This is a genomic window from Klebsiella sp. Q2 (assembly GCF_009900705.1).
GTDB lineage: Bacteria > Pseudomonadota > Gammaproteobacteria > Enterobacterales > Enterobacteriaceae > Klebsiella > Klebsiella quasipneumoniae.
In genome coordinates, this window is the sequence record NZ_JAAABE010000001.1 from 181,196 (window position 1) to 202,531 (window position 21,336).

Consider the following 21,336-nt stretch of genomic DNA (forward strand, 5'->3'; position numbering starts at 1 on the left):
CTTGCTATGGATTTTTATTTTTCCCGTTTTGAACATCGCCGACCGCCTGAACCGCTCAGCACCCCGCGCTGGGTGAGAATGATTTGGCAGGTATTAGCTGTGGCCGCCCTGGTGCTTGGCGCTAATTATATTTACTGGCGCTGGACCGCGTCCTTAAACACTGACGCACTGTGGTATGCGATCCCTCTGGTGCTGGCGGAAACCCTGGCGTGGATTGGCACAGTTCTGTTCACCATTAATTTATGGCAGGAAAAAGATCCTCCGCCAGGGGTCCCCCCGACGGAGATCAACGACTGTCTGCGCGCGGATGAAGCGGTGGAGTCGAGGCCGATTAAAGTCGATCTGTTTATCGCCACCTATTCCGAAGACGTGGAGCTGGTCAGGCTGTCGATCCGTGACGCCATGCAGATGACCTATCCTGGTCCGCTCGATTATAAAGTGCATGTCCTTGACGACGGGCGTCGCCCGGAGATGAAGGCGGTCTGCGAGCAGGAGGGGGCGAACTATATCACCCGTCAGAGCAATATCGGCTACAAGGCCGGTAACCTGCGCAACGGGCTGGAACATACCGATGGCGACTTTCTGATCATCTGTGATGCCGATACCCGCGTTTTCCCGACCCTGCTGAGCCACACGCTCGGCTATTTTCGCGATCCGGACGTCGCCTGGGTGCAGACCCCACAATGGTTTTTCGATCTCCCGGAAGGAGAGGATCTGGCGAGCTGGCTGCGGCGTAAAGCAGGCGGTGCAGGCTATGGCGTGGGCTGGCTGGCGCAGAAAATCGTCGGTCCGGTGACTATTGGTCGCGATCCTTTTTTCAACGATCCGCGCATGTTTTACGACGTGATTTTACGGCGCCGCAACTGGGCTAACGCCGCGTTCTGCTGTGGCGCCGCCTCCGTTCACCGACGGGAAGCGGTGATGCAGGCGGCGCTGCGCAGCTACGTCTGGAGCGTTGACGCCGAAATCGCGCGTCATACGCGGGATATTCGCGACCCGGCAACGCGGGAAGCGCTGCAGGACGCCATGCGCCCCCACGTTGCCTTCGATACTGAACTGACGCCCTATAAGTTCCACGTCTCGGAAGATATTTACACCTCCATCCTGCTGCACGGCGACGCTGCCCGCCGCTGGCGCTCGGTAATGCACCCGCGGATCGAGTCGAAAATGCTCTCTCCGCAGGATATGCTGACGTGGATGATCCAGCGCTTTAAGTACGCCGCCGGATCGCTGGATATCCTGTTCCATGACAACATCTTCAACCGACGCCGCTTTAAACTCTCGCTGCCGCAAACGCTGATGTACGCGACCACCTTCTGGTCGTATCTGGCCTGCGTGTGGAACACCGTGTTCCTGATCTCGCCTGTTATCTATCTCTTCACCGGCATTCCGCCGGTGTCGGCGTGGTCTACCCCTTTCTATCTGCACTTTTTACCCTTTTTTATTGTCTCCGAACTGGCCTTTATGTTCGGCACCTGGGGCATTTCTGCCTGGGACGGCCGGGCCTCTTACCTCTCCTTTTTCTCGATGAATCTGCGGGCGCTGGACACCGTTTTGCGCGGGGAGCAGATAAAATTTCACGTTACGCCGAAAGAGCGACAGACGGGCCGTTTTCTCTATCTCGTCAAGCCGCAAATTGCCATCGTTTTGCTCACCCTGACGGGGCTGATATGGGGCGGTATTCAGGTGGCGCGCGGTCAGGTTGACGACCCCTCCGGGTACGTCATCAACATTTTCTGGGGCGCGGTGAATATTGCCGCCATGCTGCCACTGATCTTCGCCGCCATGTGGACGCCCCCCGAAGAGCAGGAGGCGAGCCGATGAGGATCCGCGACGCCCTGCTATCCGCGCGCAGCTATCTCACTATCCTCATTGGCTTCCTGCTGGGTTTTGCGATTGTCGTGTGGGTGGAAAAACAAATGCCCGCGCGCGTCGAGAGCAGCGGCGGGATGACGTTGAGCCAGGATTTTCCGCCGCTCCCTCCCCCGCGCGAGCTGACCTTTGACGAGGCGATCTGGGCGCGGGTGGCCTGGCAGTATTATGTCAACAATACCCAGCCAAACGGCCTGGCCAACGCGCACGATGGCGAACCCTGGCTCAGCCTGTGGAGCGTCGGCAGCTATCTTTTCGCCGTGGTCGCCGCAGAGCAGCTGCATATTGTGACCGCCGCCGAAGGTGATGAGCGCATTGCCGCCGCCCTGTTTACCCTCGGTCAACTGCCCCTCAACGCCCAGGGATTGCCCGCCGCTCAGTACCATGCCGACACGCTGCAGATCCTCGGCAACCCGGACTCCTCCGCCATCGGTATGGGACGCCTGCTCACCGCCCTGCAAACCCTGCTCTGGCGCTATCCTCAGCACGCCGCCGCGGTGCGGGATCTGTTTAATCAGTGGCGGGTCGGCGCGCTCATCAGCAACAGCCCCGCCAGCCAGGCCGCGGCGCCGCTGCACCACTGGGCGCTGGCGGCGGATGAACCGCGGGACAGCTTTGGCTACCGGCTGTACGCCAGCCATACGCTGCGGTTGATCGACAGCGCGGCGGGGCTGGCGGTGACCAACCCGCCGCAGGGGCAGCAGATGATCGATATCGACGGCATCATGGTGCCCGACGAGGGGCTGCGCACGCCCTGGGGTCGGCAGCCTTCACTGATCAGCCTGCCGTACCTGCTCACCGGACTTGAGCTGGGCTTTGACGCGCAGAGTGCGGAGATCGCCTGGCGCATCATGCAAATCCAGCAGCGCCGTCATAGCCTGAGGGTCAGCAAGCCGCCGATCAGCACTGACTACGCCGAGCCCGCGCCGGATTATGCCAGCGCGCTGGCGAACCGGCAGCCGCAGAGCGCCTTCGCCCCACGCAGCGCCGCCCCGGAGCAAACGGCGATCACCTCCACCCGCACCGCCTTTGCCTGGTACGCCCTGTTCCGTAATAGCTGGAGCGAGGCGCTGCGCCAGCAGGTGCAGACGCTGCAGGTCCCGGGCAAGGGCTGGCAGCGAGGGTTAAATCTCAACCGCAGCGTCAACGACGTTATTGACGGCGATACCAACGCGATCGTGCTGGAAAGCCTGGCCTACATTTCCCGGGGGCAGATGCTGTGTCTGGCCTGCCTGAGCCCTGCCCCTCTACCCTCTTCCTCAGCAGGAGCAACGCCATGAAGCTGACCTATTTTTCCCGTTTTCCCCTGCTGGCCGGACTCATGGCGCTGTGGCTCTCGCTCTCCGGCGCGCAGGCCGCGACCGGTCTGCCGGCTGCGGAATACGCCCCGCGCACCGGGGAGCTGACGCCGAGGGAGATGACTATCGCCAGAAACGCCTGGCAATACTTCGTCGCCAACTTTCAGCCCACCACCGGGCTGGTGAATGCGGTAAACAAATACCCCTCCACCACCATGTGGGACAGCGCCTCCTATCTGGCCGCGATGACCGCAGCCCGTGAGTTGGGGATTATTGATAAGGCGGAGTTTGACCGTCGGATGCTGAAGTTTCTCGCCACGTTGAATAAGCTCGATTTATTCCGTAACGAACTACCCAACAAAGCCTATAACACGATAAGCGGACAAAAGGTTAACTACCAGAACAAGCCGGGTGAAATCGGCTTTTCGGCGCTGGATATCGGCAGAATGCTGATCTGGCTGAAGGTGATCAAGGAGCGCTATCCGGAATACAGCAACAGCATCGATAATGTGGTGCTGGGGTGGGATTTTAGCCATGTGGTCGATCCCTGCGGCACGCTGTACGGGGCGTATCTGGAAAACGGCCAGCCCAAATACGTTCAGGAAGGCCGTCTGGGATACGAGGAGTACGGCGCGGCGGGCTTTCAGCTGTGGGGATTTAACACCTGTCAGGCCAGCCGGCCGCAGCCCTACGAGCTGGCGGAGATTTACTGCGTGCTGGTCCCCTATGATTCGCGCGACCCACGGCAAACCAGCCAGCATAACTATGTGGTCAGTGAATCCTACGTGCTGTATGGCATGGAGTTTGGCTTTGATAACCCTGGTGACCGGAACAACAGCCCGCGCGAGTACTCCCATCCCTGGATGAAAAACTTCGCTGACCGGGTCTACCAGGCCCAGGAGAATCGCTACGCCATCACCGGGATCCTCACCGCCCGCTCCGAGCATCAGCTCGATAAATCCCCGTACTTTGTCTATGACACCGTGTTCAGCGACGGCTTTAACTGGAACACCATAACCGACAAAGGCCAGTTCGTACCGAATAGCGCCGCCGTGTCGCTCAAAGCGGCGATGGGGATGTGGGTGCTGTGGAACTCGCCCTATACCGATCGTCTGCTGGACGCCATTGAAAACGCGAACGAAGCGGGAAAAGGCTATTACGAGGGGTTGTATGAGAACGGCGACGGGCCAATCAATGAGTTTACCGCCAACAACAACGGCATCATGCTGGAAGCACTGCTATTTAAAAAGGAGGGAAAACTGCTGCAGTTTTCCAGCGACAATCCGAAAAACCGCGATTTCGCCCCGTCGCTGTGGGACAAGAAGCTGGTGGATCTCTTTGAACCCAATAACGGCCCGCGCAATCGCCCGTTCCTGAGCAACACCCCCGCCGTCAAAACATGGTGCGAGCAGACCGGGACCACCCAGCGCACCAAACCCGCCTGCCAGGCCTGCCAGTGTGCCGCCTGCAAGGCTGACGAGCCCGTTAAACTTCCGCCGGTGACCGCGCAATGCTTAAAACCATAGCCCGCAGGCTGGCCATCGCCGTCGTCCTTTTTCTTATCGCCCTGGCGCTGTTTGGTCACGAAGGCGCGGGGTGGCGCTGGCTGACCAAAGGCGGCTGGCACACCACTGCCCGTATCAGCAGCCTGACGCCGCAGGAGCGCACGTGGGCGCAGATCGCCTGGCGGTACGTCGAGAACAATACCCAGCCGCAAACCGGCCTGGTCAACGGCAGCGACAAACAGCCCCGCGCAACGCTATGGCAGATGGGCGACACCCTTATCGCCCTGCTCGCCGCCAGAGAGCTGGGGTTGGTAAAGGAAGCGGAATTCGACGCCCGCCTGACGCCCCTGCTCGGCACCCTCAATCGCCTGACGCTGACCGACGGCGGTTCGCCGGGCAGGCTATACTCCACTCAGACGGCGACCCCTGTCGACTTCAGCGGCAAACCGGCGGCCAGCGGCTGGTCAGCAAAAGATATGGCCCGACTGATGCTCGCCCTGCGGCTCACCGCCGAACGCGCGCCGCAGTATGGTGAATACATTGATAAAATTGTCCTGCGCTGGAACTTCTGTCCGGTTATCGATAAAGACGGGGAGCTGTGGTCCGCCTCACTGCAGAACGGTCAGCGGACGATCCGCGAGGAGCTCCGGCTGGGAGACAGTGAATACGCCGCCAGCGCGTTTCGCCTGTGGGGATTTCCGGCCGGCAAGGCCCTCTCCCCCCCGGCGCGCCATGTGATTATTTATCAGCGCCGCCTCGCCGTTGACGACCGCGACCCGCGAACCACCTGGCAACCCGTGGTGCTCTCTACACTGCCCGCCATGCTGCCTGGACTGGAGTTCGGCTGGCGGCCGCCCGGCGTGCCGGAGATGGCGCAAAAAGCCATGCGCGAGCGGGCGGAAGGGATATGGCTCAGCCAGAAAACGCGCTGGACGCAGGATAAGATGCTTACCGCCCGGGCCGATTTTTCGCTTACCCAGGCGCCCTGGCACGTGGAAGACACCGTCTGGGGGAATGGCTACGCCTGGAATACGCTCGGGGACGACGGGAAGTACTACCCCCGGCTGGCGCAGGTGACCACCAAAGCGGTCTTTGTCCTGTGGACGCTGTGGGAAACCGAGTATACCGATGCGCTGATGGCGGTCACTACCCATCTTAACGACCCGCAGCGCGGCTGGTTTGAAGGACGGGTCGAGGCCACCGGCGACGTCAACGCCGCCCTCACCCTCTCCACCAACGCCATGGTGCTGGAGGCGCTGTTTTACAAACACAACGCCGGGCCGTTGTTCAAAAACGGCCTCGCGGATGACAACAGCTACTTTGCCCACCGCGCGACGGACGAATTTAACCCGCCCCGCCGCTGCCTGCCGGGCGAACGGGTCATGAGGAGCGCACCATGAAATTTTATCGCGATCTCTTTGAAGCCAGCCTGAATCGCGTCGTACCAGAGCACGACAAACAGCGCTTCTTCCAGGCCTTCTACAGCACCTTTATCCATATGTCACCGGAAACCGAGCAACACTTCTCCCAACGCTCCGGTGAGGAAGGCCAGCAGATGATCTTTAAGAGCTTTTTCGCCATGCTGGCGGTCAACGGCGACCTCTTTGTACCCGATTTTCTGGAACGGCTGGCGCGAGCGCAGAGCGAGGAAGGCCTGCGTCTACCGCCGCGGTTTTTTGCCCTCTGGCGGGAAGCGATGCTCAAAACCGTCCGCGCCTGCGATCCGCTGTGCGATGAGGAGATCCTCACCGCATGGGCAATGGCCATCGCCCCTGGGCTCGAGTATCTGCGCCGCCAGGCGGAGCTCCACTATCAAACTGTTGGCCAGTAATCATGCATGCCGCTAACCGTAACGACCTTAACCTCCTGCCCTCGGCGGTGATGATCTACGATGAGCGCGAACGACTGCAGGCCTGGAATGATAAGGTGGCGCTGTTTTATCCAACGATCGCGCCCTGGCTCGCCGTCGGCGCCTCTCTTGAGAGCCTGGCGGAGAAGTTTATCGATGCCGGATATAACATCGACCCAGGCCGGCAACAGACGCTGCGCGAGGCGATTATCCGCAACTGCCGCCAGACGAACCACTGCGAGGTCCGCCAGTCGGGCAACCGCCGGATTTACGTTCAGCATCAGCGGCTGGCGGATGGCGGGATTGTCAGCCTGCATACCGACATCACCGAGCTTGACGAGGCCCGGCGTTCGCGTCATCAACTGCATGATGACTTTTTATTCACCGCGGAGTCGATCCAGATCGGCATCTGGGACTGGCAGGTCTCCGGCGACAGCCTGCAGGTGAATGACACCCTGCTGGCGATGGTCGGCCAGTCGCGGGCGCAGTGGCGCTTTCCGCTGCGCTTTATGCTCAACCTGGTCCACGAGGACGATCGCGCCACTCTGCAGCAGGCGATGATCGCCTCGCAAAACGAGCACATGCCGGTTTTTGAATGTGAGCTTCGCGTCCAGCACCCGACGCAGGGCTGGCGCTGGATGCTGCTCTCGGGGCAGATCGTCACCCTCAACATGCAGCAGCAGGCAGAGCGGGTGATCGGCACCTTGCAGGATATTACCCGGCGCAAAGCCGCAGAGCTGCTGGCCATTGAGGCGGCGAAGGAGGCCCGTGAGGCGAACGAAGCGAAAAGCGCTTTCCTCGCCAATATGAGCCACGAAATCCGCACCCCGATGAACGGCATTCTCGGCATGACGCAGCTCTGCCTCGACACGCCGCTGACCGCGGAGCAGCGGGAGTACCTTTCGCTGGTGATGAGCTCAGCCCAGTCGCTGCTGCACATTATCAATGACATTCTTGATTTTTCACGCATTGAGTCGGGCAAGATGCAGGTGGACGTAGAGCCGCTGGAGATCCGCCCTTTTGTTCAGTCGCTGATCCGCCCGCATATGCCTGCCGCCAGCGAAAAGGGCATTGAGCTGCTGGTGGATATCTCCCCTGCGGTGCCTGAGGTGCTGATCGTCGATGGCCCCCGGCTGCGGCAAATCCTGACCAACCTGCTGGGTAATGCCCTGAAGTTCACTCATCAGGGGGAGGTCCTGCTGGCGATAGCGCCGGCCGAGGACGAAAACCACTGGTGCTTTCGCATTCGCGATACCGGCATCGGCATTGCCCCGGAGAAGCAAAAGGCGATCTTCGAGGCCTTCAGCCAGGCCGATAGCTCTACCACCCGTCGCTACGGCGGCACCGGACTGGGGTTAACCATTTCGGCCCGCCTGGTCAGCCTGATGGGCGGTGAGCTGACGGTGGAGAGCCAGCCTGGGGCAGGCAGCGAATTTGCCTTCACCCTGCCGCTGGAAGGCCTGAACGCCGCGGCCTCCGGTAGCGCCCCGCTGAGCCGCTTCAATCACCAGCGGGTGCTGGTGGTTGACGACAACAGCACCAACCTGCGCCTGCTTGACGCCATGCTTCGCCAGATGGGACTGATGCCAACCTGCGTGAACAACGCTGGCGAGGCGCTACGCCGGGCCGCCGAAGGCCCGCCATGGCCGCTGATCCTGCTGGACGCGCAGATGCCGGATATGGACGGCGTATCCCTGGCGCTGGAGCTCTCCGCTTTGCCTGAAGCCAGGCAAAGCCAGATTATTATGCTCAGCTCCATGAGCCGTCATTTTGACGCCAATATGCTTAAGCGCATCGGCATTGCCCACTATCTGCATAAACCGGTGGCACAGCGCGAACTGCATCAGGTTATCGCCGGCATTCTGGTGCCCACGCCGGTGGTGACGACAACGCCTGCCCACGTTGCGCAACCGGTCAGGGACCTGACCGGGCTAAATATCCTGCTCGCCGAGGACAACCTGGTAAACCAGAAGGTCGCCAGACGGCTGCTGGAGCAGTTGGGTCACCGCTGCGAAGTAGTGAACAACGGTCGGGAAGCGCTGGAGCGCTGGCGCGCAGCCTGCTGGGATCTTCTGCTGATCGATCTGCAAATGCCGGAGATGGACGGTGAAACCGCCATCCGCCTGCTGCGGGAAGAGACCCAGGCGCTGGGCAGGCAACATCAGCCCGCGATTGCCATGACCGCCCACGCTATGCAGGGCGATAGAGAACGCTGTCTGGCGATGGGTTTTGACGGCTATATCGCTAAGCCGGTGAGCCAGGAGGCGCTACGGGAAGCCATCGCCCGCGTCGGCGCGGCGGAAGATAGCGCGCCGGAGGAAGAGGAAGGCCTGCCGGACGAAGCCCGCCTGCTGAAGCAGTGCGCCGACGATCCTGAGCTTGTCGAGGAGTTGCTGGGACTCTTCGCTGCAGGACTTAATGCTGCGGCCGCCGCCCTCAACCACGCCATTGACGCCAATGACCGGGAGACATGGCGCCGCGCCGCCCACAAACTGCGCGGCGAGGCGGCCACCCTTGGTTTTCAACGCCTTGCCAGTGTGCTCCAGCGGCTGGAGAGCCAGGCGGCCTCGCCAGACCAAAGCGTGCCGGGCGACCTGCGCGACGCGCTGACCGAGGCGATCGCGGGCTGCCACCTGTGGCTGCGCCGCAGAACGCAGGAGGTTCCCCGTGATCGCTAGACGTCTTCTGCTGCTGGTCATTTGCCTGCCGCTGGCGCACGCCGATTCTGCGCCGGTGACCTGGTCACTGGCCGGACAATGGCGGGTGCATGACGCCAACGACAGCGCCTTCGCCGGCGCGCAGGCTTCGGACGGCGACTGGCGCACGCTGCGGGTACCGGCAAACTGGTACAGCGCCGGATACGATCATCAGGGCGCCCTGTGGTATCGCCATCAATTTACCCTGCATGGCCTGACGCCGGACGCCATGGCTACGCTGGTGTTTGACGGCGTCGATTACTTTGCCGAGGTAGCGCTCAACGGCAAGACGCTGACCCGGCACGAAGGCTATTTTCAGCGCTTCCCGGTGGACATCACCGGGGCCGTTCGCCGCCATAATCAGCTCGCCGTGCGGGTCGACAGCCCCTATGAAGACCCGCAAAAAATCTGGCCGCTGCACAAGACGCTGATGAAAGGGATCCTGAATCAGCACGATACCCGTCCGGGCGGCGCCTGGTCGGTTCAGGGGCAGGATGCCAACTCCGGGGGGATCTGGGCGCCGGTGAAGCTCCATCTGAGCCGCGGCGTCACTATCGACGAGGTGATCCTGCGCCCGGACTGGCGACAGGGGCTGGAGAAGCCCATGCTGCGTGCCGAAATCCGCTATCGGGCCGTGACGCCCGGCCCCGTCACGCTGCGCCTGACGGCCACCCCGGACAATTTTTCCGGCCCGCCTTTTCAGCAGGCCTTTGCGGTCACCCTGGAGAATACCGCAGGCACTCTGCGCGTCTCGCTGCCCATGCCCTCGGCAAAGCTCTGGTGGCCGGTGGGCACAGGTAAACCGAACCTGTACCGCGTGCGCGCCACCCTCGTGGATAAGCGGGGGATCATGGATACCGCCGTCACCCGCACCGGATTACGTAAGGTAGAAGCGCTGGCGGATAATCAGGGCTGGCGCATCAATGACAGACGGCTGTTCATCAAGGGCAGCAACTATATTGGCTCGCCGTGGCTGAGCACCATGACGCGGAAAAAGTATCGTCGGGATTTCAGACTGGTCACGGCGATGAACGCCAACGCCATCCGCGTTCATGGCCACGTGGCGGGCCGCGCGCTGTATGAGGTGGCCGATGAGATGGGACTCATGATTTGGCAGGATGTCCCGCTGCAGTGGGGTTATGATGATAGCGCCGCCTTCGCCGATAACGCCGTGCGCCAGACCCGGGCGATGATGGACCAGTTCGGCAATTCGCCGGCGATTATTGTCTGGGGCGGTCACAACGAGCCGCCGTGGAACTCGCCGTGGATGGAGAAACGCTTCCCCGACTGGCGTAAAACCTTAAACCAGACCCTGACGCAGCGGGTGGGCGATGCGCTGGCGGAAGACACCTCCCGCATCGTGCATCGCTTTTCCGCTGTCGAAGAGCACTACTGGGCAGGGTGGTATTTCGGCACCCTGCGCGACCTGCTCGCCCCGGCGAAAACCGGGATTATTACCGAGTTTGGCGCCCAGGCGCTGCCCCGCCTCTCCACCCTGAAGACCATTATCCCGGCCCGTCTGCTGTGGCCGAAAACCACCGCCGCCGACGATCCCGGCTGGGTGCGATGGAAGTACCATAATTTTCAGCCTTTCCAGACCTTTAAATTCGCCGGGATTCCGCGAGGCAACAATATTCAGGAGATGATTGAAAACACCCAGGCGTATCAGGCCAGGCTGGTGGCCCTGGCGGCGGAGAGCTATCGTCGCCAGCGTTATCAGCCGGTGACCGCCTTGTTCCAGTTTATGTTTGTCGAGACATGGCCCTCCATCAACTGGGGGGTGGTGGATTATCTGCGCCAGCCAAAGGCGGGTTACTATGCCCTGCAGCGCGCCTATCAGCCGATCCTGCCGTCCATCGAGCCGGTGACCGCCAGCTGGCGTCAGGGTAGCCCGGCGACGGTGCGCCTGTGGGCGATTAACGATACCTGGACGGCCTGCGAGAATTGTCGCCTGACCTGGCAGGTCAGGCAAAATGGTCGGATACTGACTCAGGGGGAAACCACGCGGACCCTGCCGCCCGACGCCGGCCAGATGGTCAGAGAGCTGACCGTCACCCCCGCCGGCCAGCAGCCCGTGACGATCGTCTACCGCATCGACAACCGTCGCGGCAAACGCGTGGGGGCTAACCAGCATAGCGAACCCGTCGCCGCGGCTCAGGCAGCGAAATGAAGGAGGCTTCCCGCTGAGCCGCGATCAGTCGTGGATTTTCACCCCCAGACAACCGCGAACGAATTCAGGGTTAAAGTGCTTTACCGCTTCGCCGACATAGCCTAAATCCAGAGCGCTGATTTGCGCCATTTCGCGCGCGGTGAGCGAGAAATCCCAGATAGCAAAGTTCTCTTTAATACGCTCCTGGCGGGTGGATTTTGGAATGACCGTGACGCCACGCTGCACGTTCCAGCGCAGGATAACCTGCGCAATGGTTTTATGATGGGCATCGGCAATCTCCTGCAGCGTTGCCTCTTCATACGGGTTATGTCTGCCGCCGCCTAACGGCGCCCAGGCCTCCGGCTGAACGTGATAGTGCTTCATGGTTTCCAGCGCCGCGGGCTGGGCGAAATAAGGATGCAGTTCGACCTGGTTCACCATCGGCTTAATTCTGACGGTTTCGCAGAAGTTCGCTAACACATGGGCGTAGAAATTGGACACGCCAATCGCTTTCAGGATACCGGCCTCATAAGCCTCCTCCAGCGCGCGCCAGGCGCTGAAATAATCGCCCATCGCCTGATGCAACAGATAAAGATCGAAGTATTCCAGCCCGGATTTTTTTAAGGACGCCGCGATACCGGCTTTCGCCATCCCGGCGTTGGCCATGTCCTGAACCCACAGTTTGGAGGTGATAAATAGCGCCTCGCGGGTACACAGACCTTCGGCGATGGCTTCGCGCACGGCCTCCCCCACCGCATCTTCATTATCGTAGACGGCAGCGGTATCGATAAGGCGATAGCCGGCACGAATAGCGTTCAGCACCGCCCGCTTACACTCTGCTTTATCGGTCACCTTAAAAACGCCAAAACCCAGCATCGGCATTTTACGGTTGTTACTTAATACACAATATTCCACGGTGCAGTCTCAGTTTGTTAAAAATTTCATGATAGACCAGAAACATCGCCGCGATTACCCCGTCATTTGTGATTTGACTTATGCATCCAGCTCATTAATCGCAGTGCGCTGATATCTCCTGTGTTTGACAGAAAGCAGGAAGCTCCCCCCTGCCGCGCCCAAAAGTAACAGACCGCTCAGAGCAAAAGTGCTGCGCCATCCCAGACTATCAAACACCAGGCCTCCTGCCGTTGACCCGAGGGCAATCGATAGTTGGATCACGGCGACCATCAGACCACCGCCCGCCTCCGCATCCTCGGGCAGCGTCCGCGCAATCCATGTCCACCAGCCGGTGGGCGCTGCCGTCGCCAGCAGGCCCCACAGGCTTAACAGTACGGCGACTGAACCTGTGTGGTGCCCGGCCAGCAGAAGCGTTCCAGCAATCGCGGCCATTAACAAAGGGATAGCCACCAGTGTCGGATAAAACCGGGCGTTCAGAACGGTCGTAATAAGCAGCGTGCCGACAAAACCGGCGGCGCCAATCGCCAGTAATATCAGGGAGAGGCCAGAAGGCGTGACTCGAGTCACTATCTCCAGAAACGGTCGCACATAGGTAAATAAGGTAAACTGCCCCATAAAGAACAGCCCGCAGGCCAGCAATCCAAGGGATACCGTCGAGCGACGGAACAGACGCAGCACGGTTCCCTGCCGCTGTGGTGCGCGCTGACATTTCATCGATGGCAGGCTAACGCATTGCCAGATGAAGGCTACCATCGCCAGCGGGACGAGACATAAAAAGGCGCCGCGCCAGCCGACGGTGGCCCCCAGGTAGCTGCCCAGCGGGGCCGCGACGACCGTGGCCAAGGCGTTACCACCGTTAAAAATGGCCAGCGCGCGGGGAACCTGGCGTTGCGGCACCAGCCGAATGGCCGTTGCTGCCGACAATGACCAGAATCCGCCAATGACGATCCCGATGAGCGCCCTGCCCAGCATATAAACCGGAAAACTGGACGCCTGGGCAATCATCAATCCTGAGGCCGCCATCAGCGCCGTGAGCCCCAGCAGCAGCCATTTACGGTCCAGCGACCCGGTAAGAGGGGAAATCGTCAGGCTGGTCAGTACCGCCAGCGCGCCAGAAAGCGCGATCCCCTGGCCTGCTAATCCCTCGGTAATGTGTAAATCACCCGCGATGGGTGTCAACAGACTGACCGGCATAAACTCTGAGGCAATGAGCACAAATACGCAGAGCGTCATCGCCAGGACGCCGCTCCAGTATGCGCGGGTGTTATGTAATCCAGACATTATTTATCTCCGACAAAACAAAGCCGCCTGCAGGCGGCTTTGGGGATGTCTCCGGCACAGGAGAGCGATTACAGGTTGGTTTCGAAAAACTGCGCGAACGTAGCAAAGGGAATTTTGCCCGCGGCGTTGTCATAGAGGTCGACATGGTTTGCCCCAGGGACAATCACCAGCGCTTTCTCTTTGCTGCCGATCGCCTTGAAAGCATCTTCGGCAAAATAGCGTGAATGGGCTTGTTCGCCGGTCACAATAAGCGTCGGAATAGTCACTTCGCTGGCGTAACTCAGCAGCGGCATATTCATAAACGACAGCGGCATCGTCGCATTCCATGCCCCGGTTGAATTAACCGAACGCGCATGGAAACCTCGCGGCATACGGTAATAATCGAAGAACTCTTTCAGCACCGGGTTGGGGTTGGCGGGCAAGGTTTCCGGCAAAATACGAGCGGCAGCGCTGACGTTGCCTTTATCATCAACATATATGTCATGCCCACCTGGGGCGAAAGTGCCGTTTGCCGCATCCTTCCAGCGCTGCGCGTTCAAGTACTGCAGTACCGCTCGGCGGTCGGCTGTCGTGTAGCGGTCTTTGCCATCGCCTACCCCATGACCCATCGCGCGGCTCATGTCATACATGACGCTGGTCGCCACCGCTTTGACGCGTGTATCCATCGCCGCGTCGTTTAGGGCCATACCACCCCAGCCGCAAATGCCGAGCAAACCGATACGGTTGCGATCCACCTCTTTTTGCAGGCCCAGAAAGTCCACCGCGGCACTGAAATCCTCGGTATTGATATCCGGTGAGGCCACGTTGCGTGGGTAGCCACCGCTTTCGCCCGTATAGGATGGGTCAAACGCCAGGGTGACAAACCCCTGTTCGGCCAGCGTCTGGGCATACAGGCCGCTGGACTGCTCTTTTACCGCGCCGAAGGGACCGCTCACGGCAATAGCTGCCAGTTTGCGTTCACCGCGATCCTTCGGCAGGTAGAGATCTCCAACTAAGGTAATCCCGTAGCGGTTCTGAAAGGTCACCTTACGGTGATCCACTTTTGCGCTCTCCGGGAATGTTTTATCCCATTGTTCAATCAATGAAACAGGTGCGTTCGGGTTAGTTGTATCAGCATAACTCATCGTTGTGGCTCCACTTAATAAGGCGCATAGCAGCATGGCGGGTATCGTGGCTGTCATTTTTTTGCTGAAAACCGTCATTAAATCCCCCTAAATAAACGTGTAAAAACCAGTCTCCAGAGGACAACGCTGCTGGGCTTTGTTGTCATGCGCTTATTGTAGCTAGCAATAAAAGTGCTTATTAGAGGCTAAAAAATGCTAAGATTAATACCATTTAGTTCTAAATAGCGCGATTGTTACGAGGCGGAAGATGGCGAAACGGGAAAACTATAATGACCTCTACCTGTTTATGCAGGTGGTGCGGGAAGGCAGTTTTACCGCCGCAGCGCAACGACTGGGTCTGGCGCAGTCCGGGATCAGCCGTGCGGTTCGCGAACTCGAAGAGCGGCTGGGCGTTCAGCTTCTGGTGCGCACCACCCGCCGGTTGTCGCTCACTCAGGCGGGTGAGCAGCTCTATCACAATGTCGAATCCGGTTTCGACGCCTTAGATATGGGACTCGCCACGCTGGCCCATTATCGGCAAACACCGTCCGGTACGGTTCGCATCAATGCCAGCCAGCACGCTATTGATAAAGTTCTGCTGCCTAAGCTGGCGATATTTAAACAACGCTATCCCGATATCCGCCTGGAACTGATCACCGAAAGCCGGTTCGTCGATATTATTGCGGAGCGTTTCGATGCGGGCGTGCGTCTGGGCCCGGAAGTGGGGAGTGGCATGATTGCGGTACGTATTTCGCCCGATATGGAGATGGCGGTTGTCGGAACCCCGGAGCATTTTCGTCGCTACGGCTTTCCGCAAACCCCTGCCGATTTAACCGGTCATCCCTGCATCGCCTATCAGTTCGGCGACGGCAGCCTGTACGCCTGGGAACTTAACGTGGAAGGCAAAAAAATTACCCACCCGCCTCAGGGACAGTGGGCTTTCGCCGACAGCTATATGGAGGCCAAAGCGGCGCGGCTGGGGCTGGGACTAGCTTATGTCCCGGAGGAGCTGGTCACAGATGATCTGCAACGCGGTACGCTTATCCGGGTGCTCCAGCGCTATAGCCAGCGTCTGGAAGGTTCATTTCTCTATTACCCGCACCGAAATGTGTCGCCCGCGCTGAGAGCGGTCATTGATACATTGCGAATGTAGTAGAGGTCGCCTTCAGGCTTAGAGAAAACTGGTATTTTCACTTAAGTCGATCTTCGGTGCGACCAGTTACTGAATATATAATATGAAAAGGACAGCCTTTTTATATATTTCGAACATGAAAAATTATTTAGTTCTGGTTTTTCATTATATGAAGACGATATTAATTTTTAAGATCTGGCAAAGCTTAAAGCACCAAATTCTCAATTGGCTGATTTACTTATTAATAAATAACTGGCGCCGCAATCCGCGCCAGTTCTGGGTTCAGCAATGGCTACCTGCCCTGAGCAGGAGGCCAGTACGCATCAGTGTTTAACGATATACATGGTACGGCTGTAGGCCACATCTTCCGGGTTGGTGATCGGGTAGCCTTTCAGCCACGGCTTAATCAGCCGACCGTTGGTGTACTGGTAGATCGGCGCAATTGGCGCTTTGGCCATAATGATCTTCTCCGCCGCGTTGTAATCGTCGTTACGCGCTTTGGCCGAATTCTCCACCGCCGCCTGGGCGAGGATTTTGTCGTACGCCGGATCGTTAAAGCGGGAAATATTTCCGCTGTGGGTGGAAGTCAGTAGCGACAGGAAAGTGGACGGCTCGTTGTAATCCCCTACCCAGGAGGCGCGGATCACATCGAAATTGCCGGTGTTACGGCTGTCGATATAGGTTTTCCACTCCTGGTTCTGCAGCTTCACTTCCACGCCGAGGTTTTTCTTCCACATCGACGCCACCGCGATGGCAATTTTCTGGTGGTTCTCAGAGGTGTTATACAGCAGCGTCAGCTTCAGCGGACGATTCGGGCCATAGCCCGCGGCAGCCAGCAGGGCTTTCGCCTGGGCGTTAAGCTCGGCCTGACTCATACTCTCAAACTGCGACGGCTGCGGCGTGAAGCCCGCCGTTACGTCCGGTGTGAAGCGCCAGGCCGGTTTTTCCCCGGTCCCCAGTACTTTCTCCGCCATCACCCGGCGATCGATGGTCATACTCAGCGCCAGTCGCACCCGCTCGTCCGCTGTCGGCCCTTTTTGGGTATTAAAGGCGTAATAGTAGGTGCCCAGCTGCGGCGGGGTATACACCTGTCCAGGAATATCCTTCAGCAGCTTCTGGTACATATTTTTCGGGAAAGATTCGGTGATATCGATATCGCCTGCGAGATAGCGCTTGGTGGCGGCGGACTCCTGGTTGATCGGCACAAAGGTGACCTGCTGGATCACCGTTTTGGCGTTATCCCAGTAGTGGTTGTTCGGCACCAGCACCAGCTTTTCATTCACGACGCGATCTTTCAGAACATAGGCGCCGTTGCCCACCAGGCTGCCGGGCCGCGTCCAGTTCGCGCCGCTGTCGACATTGGCTTTTTGCACCGGATAGAAGGCAAAGCTGGCGGTCAGGTTGCTGAACCACGGCAGCGGCTTATCCAGCTGCACCCGCAGGGTGTGGGCGTCGACGGCGGTGACCCCCAGGGTCTCCGGCGCGGCTTTGCCGTCAATGATGTTCTGCGCGTTGGCGATCCCCGCCAGCGCGGCAAACCAGGCGAACGGCGAGGTGGTTTTCGGGTCCACCAGACGCCGCCAGCTATAGACGAAGTCCTCAGCGGTGACCGGCGTGCCGTCGGACCAGCGGGCATTATCGCGCAGGGTAAAGGTCCAGACGCGGTTATCGTTGCTCTGCCAGCGGGTCGCCACGCCCGGGATCAGGTTGCCTTTCGCATCCTGATTGACTAAACCTTCAAACAGATCGCGGATCACCTGGATTTCCGGCAGGCCCACCGCTTTAGCGGGATCTAACGAGGCGGGTTCATCTTTGATATGGCGCACTAACTGCTGGTTTTCCGCCAGTACCGTGCCCGGCGGTACGTCCGCCGCCCAGGCCAGAGAAGATACGCTGGCTAACCACAGCGCGCCGCATGTCAAAGCGACAGGATACTTCATAAGATCCCCTTTAAAATGAGAAAAAACACCGCCAACAGAGCGATAATTATTTGTTTCATCACCTGAAATTGCAAACAACATATGATAGAAAATTGATGTGCCGTCGGATTTCACGCCTCAGGGAATGGGTTTGATTCCAACACGCTTTTCGCCAACACTGAATAATAACGACACACAGGAAGCCCTATGTCTATTTCACGTCCTCGCCCGCAGCGCGGCGACTTTCCGCCGGGAACCCGGCAGTACGGCAGCTCGGAACTGGGCGCGCCGCTGCTGTGGTTTCCTGCGCCGATGGCCGACAGCCGCAGCGGCCTGATTATTGCCGGAACCCACGGCGATGAGAATTCGTCGATTGTGACCCTCTCCTGCGCCCTGCGCACCCTGAAGCCGGAGCTGCGCCGCCACCACGTGGTCCTGACGGTCAATCCTGACGGCTGTCAGCTCGGGCTACGCGCCAACGCCCGCGGCGTGGACCTCAACCGTAACTTTCCGGCCGCTAACTGGAGACAAGGGGAAACGGTGTACCGCTGGAACAGCGCGGCGGCGGAACGAGACGTGGTGCTGTTGACCGGCGAGCAACCTGGCTCGGAGCGGGAGACCCAGGCCCTGTGTCAGTTGATCCATCAGATCCATCCGGCGTGGGTGGTCTCCTTTCACGATCCGCTGGCCTGCATCGAAGACCCGGGACACAGCCCGCTGGGACACTGGCTGGCCGACGCCTTCTCACTGCCGCTGGTGGGCAGCGTGGGCTACGACACCCCCGGTTCCTTTGGCAGCTGGTGCGCCGATATCGGGCTCCCCTGCATCACCGCCGAGTTTCCGCCGGTCTCCGCCGACGAGGCAACGGAGCGTTACCTGCCGGCGATGACCGACCTGCTGCGCTGGCAGGCTTAAACTTAAAGATGAAGCACGCCGGTGCTGAACCGCAGCGCCGGCTCAACGTCCACCGCCAGCCATGTCGGGCCGTCGAGGTCGGCGAAGCGCGCCAGCGGCGCCAGGGGGAGCGCGGCGGCGATCCCGCGCGAGGTGCAGAGCATACAGCCCAGCATCCGTTCAAAGCCCTGCCGTTCAGCCTCCCCGGCCAGGGCCAGCGCTTCGGTCAGGCCGCCGGTTTTGTCCAGTTTGATATTGACCATCTCATAGCGCCCGCGCAGCCTCGGCAGGCTCTCCCGGGTATGGCAGCTCTCGTCGGCGCAAATCGGTAACGGATGAACGAAGTTTTCCAGCGCCGCATCGGCGTCGGCGGGGAGCGGCTGCTCAAGCATCGCCACGCCGAGGTCCGCCAGCAGCTGGCAGCGCGCCGCCAGCCCCTCGCTGTGCCAGGATTCATTGGCATCGACAATCAACGTGGCCTGCGGCGCCGCCTGGCGAATAGCGATTAACCGCTCGCTGATAAGCCGGTCGTCGAGCTTCACCTTCAACAGTTGAGCACCCTTCTGCCACAGCGCCGCGGCGCTGGCCGCCATCTGATCCGCCGTGCCAATGACCACCGTCTGGGCGGTGATCACCCGCTCGGGCAACGTCACTCCCAGCAGCTGGGGCAAGGTTTTGCCTTCGCGCCGCGCCTGCAGATCCCACAGGGCGCAGTCAATGGCATTGCGCGCGGCGCCTGCGGGCAGCAGCCGCTGCAGCTGTTCGCGGGTAAGTCCCGCCTCCAGCTGCTCGCCGATAGCCATCACCTGGGCCATGACCGACGCGATGCTTTCGCCATAGCGTGGATAAGGCGTGCATTCGCCCACGCCTTTCACACCGTCCTCTTCCAGTTCCACCACCACCACTTTTGCTTCGCTGCGGCTGCCGCGGGCGATCACAAAGGGGGTGTGGAGCGGCCAGGCTTCCTCATACACTCGCACGTTACGCATTCCCTTGTCCTCTCTGGTCAATGTTAAATAGGGTTTGCCGTGTAGCTGGCGGATGTCATACACTACTCGCGACGTTAACTATATGTAAACAGGAAGATAACCATGTCACAAACCGTGCATTTCCAGGGCAACCCCGTTTCTGTTCAGGGCACCATTCCGCAGGCAGGCGCTAAAGCGCAGCCGTTTACGCTGGTCGCCAAAGATCTCTCTGACGTCGCGCTGAGCCAGTACGCCGGCAAACGTAAAGTACTGAATATTTTCCCGAGCATTGATACCGGCGTGTGCGCCGCATCAGTGCGTAAATTCAACCAGCTGGCCGCTGAACTGGACAACACCGTGGTGCTGTGCATTTCCGCTGACCTGCCGTTCGCCCAGTCTCGCTTCTGCGGCGCCGAAGGCCTGAGCAACGTGGTGACCCTTTCCACGCTGCGCGGCGCATCGTTCCTCGCTGACTACGGCGTCGCTATCTCTGCCGGTCCGCTGGCTGGCCTGGCCGCTCGCGCCGTGGTCGTTATCGATGAAAACGATCAGGTCGTCTACAGCCAGCTGGTGAACGAAATCACCGAAGAGCCGGACTACGACGCCGCGCTGGCCGCCCTGAAAGCCTGATAACAGACTGCCCTGGCGCAGCGCGCCTGCGGACATTCGCTTTGCTCAGCCCCCGCTCTGCGGGGGCTTTTTATTGCCGCGGCGCATAGCGGGAAATCGTCCGCGCCATCGCCGGACCGGTCAGCAAAATGGTAAACAGCCGCAGCGTCTGCAGCGCCATGATGAACGACATATCCGCCCGGGTACCGGCGGCGATAATCGCCACCGTGTCGAGTCCGCCAGGGCTGGTGGCCAGATAGGCGGTCATGAAATCCATCTGCAGAATGTGGGTCAGGCCGAGGGCCATCAGGGCGCACATCAGGATCAGCCCAAGAATGGAGGCGATAATATGCGGCAGCGTCTTCAGGGCCAACAGAAACACCGCCTTGTTAAACTGCAGTCCCACCGTCCAGCCCAGCACCGCGTAGGCCATCGCCAGCAGCCACTCCGGCAGCTCCAGCATCACCCAGCCGCCCCCCTGGGCCAGCGCGCCGAGCAGCATCGGCAGCAGCATGGCGCCGGAAGGAATGCGCAGCCGCACGCCCAGCCAACAGGCCGCCGCCGTCAGCAACAGCGTGATAGGAAAATTGAGGGTCAACGGCGCAAACCAGACGATGGCCTGGCTCATTGCCTGCGCCTCGTTGCCCAGGGCATAGCGCACCACCAGCGCCGCCGCGCCGACGACAAACAGCACCCGTAGATACTGCATCAGCGCCACCAGCCGCACATCTGCCCCGTACTCCTGGGCCATCACTACCATTGCCGACGCCCCGCCGGGAGAGCTTCCCCAGGCGCCGGTGGCGCCCGGCAGCGCGCTGTAGCGGACCAGCAGCCAGCCGGTGAGGCCGCTGATCGCCAGGGTGGTCAACAGGATCGCCAGCACCAGCGCCCAGTTAGCGAACAGCACGCCAAAAACAGAGGGATTAATCGCCCTGGCGATCATGCAGCCAACAATGGCCTGCGCCGCCAGATAACAGGGGCGAGGGATGCTCAGCTTTACCCCGCGCAGGCTCAAAATGAGACCGGCGATCAGCGGCCCCAGCAGCAGCGCTGCCGGCAAATGAAGGCGTAACAGCAGCGAGGAAAAGAGAACGGAGAGCAGCAGCAATATCAGCCACTGCCCGATCGCGCGACGCGACGCCAAGA

The 21,336-nt window shown here is 60.2% G+C and carries 16 protein-coding genes and 1 pseudogene; 10 read left to right on the forward strand and 7 right to left on the reverse strand.

Annotated features, from left to right (window positions below; genetic code table 11):
• Positions 1 to 6: 6 nt before the first annotated feature.
• From GT756_RS00955 to GT756_RS00985, 7 genes are read left to right on the forward strand one after another with little or no spacing between them, the layout of a single operon-like run.
• Positions 7 to 1,824 carry a glycosyltransferase gene (locus GT756_RS00955; protein WP_019704221.1) on the forward strand — a complete coding sequence of 606 codons (1,818 nt, stop codon included), beginning with the start codon at positions 7 to 9 and terminating at the stop codon, positions 1,822 to 1,824.
• On the forward strand, positions 1,821 to 3,152 hold the full coding sequence (locus tag GT756_RS00960) for a DUF3131 domain-containing protein (RefSeq protein WP_048294580.1): 1,332 nt from the start codon (positions 1,821 to 1,823) through the stop codon (positions 3,150 to 3,152). Before GT756_RS00955 ends, GT756_RS00960 begins: the two co-directional genes overlap by 4 nt.
• The gene (locus GT756_RS00965; protein WP_135698510.1) at positions 3,149 to 4,696 is read left to right on the forward strand and encodes a DUF3131 domain-containing protein; all 1,548 of its coding nucleotides are present in this window, start codon (positions 3,149 to 3,151) and stop codon (positions 4,694 to 4,696) included. Before GT756_RS00960 ends, GT756_RS00965 begins: the two co-directional genes overlap by 4 nt.
• Positions 4,681 to 6,075, forward strand: coding sequence for a DUF3131 domain-containing protein (locus GT756_RS00970; RefSeq protein WP_135698508.1), 1,395 nt, complete (start codon positions 4,681 to 4,683; stop codon positions 6,073 to 6,075). Before GT756_RS00965 ends, GT756_RS00970 begins: the two co-directional genes overlap by 16 nt.
• Positions 6,072 to 6,506 (forward strand): globin, encoded by a 435-nt coding sequence (locus GT756_RS00975; RefSeq protein WP_004179506.1) that lies wholly within the window; start codon positions 6,072 to 6,074, stop codon positions 6,504 to 6,506. Before GT756_RS00970 ends, GT756_RS00975 begins: the two co-directional genes overlap by 4 nt.
• 2 nt (positions 6,507 to 6,508) lie before the next feature.
• Positions 6,509 to 9,202, forward strand: a complete 2,694-nt coding sequence (locus tag GT756_RS00980; protein WP_135698506.1) for a response regulator — start codon at positions 6,509 to 6,511, stop codon at positions 9,200 to 9,202.
• Positions 9,192 to 11,390, forward strand: coding sequence for a glycoside hydrolase family 2 TIM barrel-domain containing protein (locus GT756_RS00985; RefSeq protein WP_135698504.1), 2,199 nt, complete (start codon positions 9,192 to 9,194; stop codon positions 11,388 to 11,390). Before GT756_RS00980 ends, GT756_RS00985 begins: the two co-directional genes overlap by 11 nt.
• A gap of 24 nt (positions 11,391 to 11,414) precedes the next feature.
• On the opposite strand, the gene GT756_RS00990 is transcribed toward GT756_RS00985, so the two are convergent.
• The 3 genes from GT756_RS00990 to GT756_RS01000 form a co-directional block, all read right to left on the reverse strand.
• Positions 11,415 to 12,284 carry an aldo/keto reductase gene (locus tag GT756_RS00990; RefSeq protein ID WP_135698502.1) on the reverse strand — a complete coding sequence of 290 codons (870 nt, stop codon included), beginning with the start codon at positions 12,282 to 12,284 and terminating at the stop codon, positions 11,415 to 11,417.
• Positions 12,285 to 12,362: 78 nt separating this feature from the next.
• The gene (locus GT756_RS00995; RefSeq protein ID WP_135698500.1) at positions 12,363 to 13,565 is read right to left on the reverse strand and encodes an MFS transporter; all 1,203 of its coding nucleotides are present in this window, start codon (positions 13,563 to 13,565) and stop codon (positions 12,363 to 12,365) included.
• Between the two features lie 68 nt (positions 13,566 to 13,633).
• Positions 13,634 to 14,767 (reverse strand): alpha/beta hydrolase, encoded by a 1,134-nt coding sequence (locus GT756_RS01000; RefSeq protein ID WP_043521183.1) that lies wholly within the window; start codon positions 14,765 to 14,767, stop codon positions 13,634 to 13,636.
• Positions 14,768 to 14,936: 169 nt separating this feature from the next.
• Between GT756_RS01000 and GT756_RS01005 the strand changes: the two genes are divergently transcribed.
• Positions 14,937 to 15,821 (forward strand): LysR family transcriptional regulator, encoded by an 885-nt coding sequence (locus tag GT756_RS01005; RefSeq protein ID WP_004203922.1) that lies wholly within the window; start codon positions 14,937 to 14,939, stop codon positions 15,819 to 15,821.
• Positions 15,822 to 16,123: 302 nt separating this feature from the next.
• Here GT756_RS01005 and GT756_RS01010 read toward each other — a convergent pair whose 3' ends face one another.
• Both GT756_RS01010 and GT756_RS25705 read right to left on the reverse strand, forming a co-directional pair.
• Positions 16,124 to 17,740: an ABC transporter substrate-binding protein gene (locus GT756_RS01010; protein WP_135698498.1), complete on the reverse strand. Its 1,617-nt coding sequence runs from the start codon at positions 17,738 to 17,740 to the stop codon at positions 16,124 to 16,126.
• A gap of 21 nt (positions 17,741 to 17,761) precedes the next feature.
• Positions 17,762 to 17,854 (reverse strand): annotated as a pseudogene (locus GT756_RS25705) (hypothetical protein); the annotation flags it as partial.
• Positions 17,855 to 17,926: 72 nt separating this feature from the next.
• On the opposite strand from GT756_RS25705, the gene mpaA reads away from it, so the two are divergent.
• Positions 17,927 to 18,634, forward strand: a complete 708-nt coding sequence (gene mpaA / locus GT756_RS01015; RefSeq protein WP_023318054.1) for a murein tripeptide amidase MpaA — start codon at positions 17,927 to 17,929, stop codon at positions 18,632 to 18,634.
• Between the two features lie 2 nt (positions 18,635 to 18,636).
• On the opposite strand, the gene ycjG is transcribed toward mpaA, so the two are convergent.
• Positions 18,637 to 19,602: an L-Ala-D/L-Glu epimerase gene (gene ycjG / locus GT756_RS01020; RefSeq protein ID WP_023318053.1), complete on the reverse strand. Its 966-nt coding sequence runs from the start codon at positions 19,600 to 19,602 to the stop codon at positions 18,637 to 18,639.
• Between the two features lie 102 nt (positions 19,603 to 19,704).
• Here ycjG and tpx point away from each other — a divergent pair, with 102 nt between their 5' ends.
• On the forward strand, positions 19,705 to 20,211 hold the full coding sequence (tpx, locus tag GT756_RS01025; RefSeq protein ID WP_004203917.1) for a thiol peroxidase: 507 nt from the start codon (positions 19,705 to 19,707) through the stop codon (positions 20,209 to 20,211).
• A gap of 70 nt (positions 20,212 to 20,281) precedes the next feature.
• On the opposite strand, the gene GT756_RS01030 is transcribed toward tpx, so the two are convergent.
• Entirely contained in the window at positions 20,282 to 21,334 is a 1,053-nt protein-coding gene (locus tag GT756_RS01030; RefSeq protein WP_165707797.1) for an AbrB family transcriptional regulator, read from the reverse strand.
• Positions 21,335 to 21,336 lie beyond the last annotated feature (2 nt).

Coding starts and splice junctions, on each gene's coding strand:
- GT756_RS00955 (WP_019704221.1), top strand. CDS start 7: ATGGATTTTTATTTTTCCCGTTTTGAACATCGCCGACCGCCTGAACCG.
- GT756_RS00960 (WP_048294580.1), top strand. CDS start 1,821: ATGAGGATCCGCGACGCCCTGCTATCCGCGCGCAGCTATCTCACTATC.
- GT756_RS00965 (WP_135698510.1), top strand. CDS start 3,149: ATGAAGCTGACCTATTTTTCCCGTTTTCCCCTGCTGGCCGGACTCATG.
- GT756_RS00970 (WP_135698508.1), top strand. CDS start 4,681: ATGCTTAAAACCATAGCCCGCAGGCTGGCCATCGCCGTCGTCCTTTTT.
- GT756_RS00975 (WP_004179506.1), top strand. CDS start 6,072: ATGAAATTTTATCGCGATCTCTTTGAAGCCAGCCTGAATCGCGTCGTA.
- GT756_RS00980 (WP_135698506.1), top strand. CDS start 6,509: ATGCATGCCGCTAACCGTAACGACCTTAACCTCCTGCCCTCGGCGGTG.
- GT756_RS00995 (WP_135698500.1), bottom strand. CDS start 13,565: ATGTCTGGATTACATAACACCCGCGCATACTGGAGCGGCGTCCTGGCG.
- GT756_RS01000 (WP_043521183.1), bottom strand. CDS start 14,767: ATGACGGTTTTCAGCAAAAAAATGACAGCCACGATACCCGCCATGCTG.
- GT756_RS01005 (WP_004203922.1), top strand. CDS start 14,937: ATGGCGAAACGGGAAAACTATAATGACCTCTACCTGTTTATGCAGGTG.
- GT756_RS01010 (WP_135698498.1), bottom strand. CDS start 17,740: ATGAAGTATCCTGTCGCTTTGACATGCGGCGCGCTGTGGTTAGCCAGC.
- mpaA (WP_023318054.1), top strand. CDS start 17,927: ATGTCTATTTCACGTCCTCGCCCGCAGCGCGGCGACTTTCCGCCGGGA.
- ycjG (WP_023318053.1), bottom strand. CDS start 19,602: ATGCGTAACGTGCGAGTGTATGAGGAAGCCTGGCCGCTCCACACCCCC.
- tpx (WP_004203917.1), top strand. CDS start 19,705: ATGTCACAAACCGTGCATTTCCAGGGCAACCCCGTTTCTGTTCAGGGC.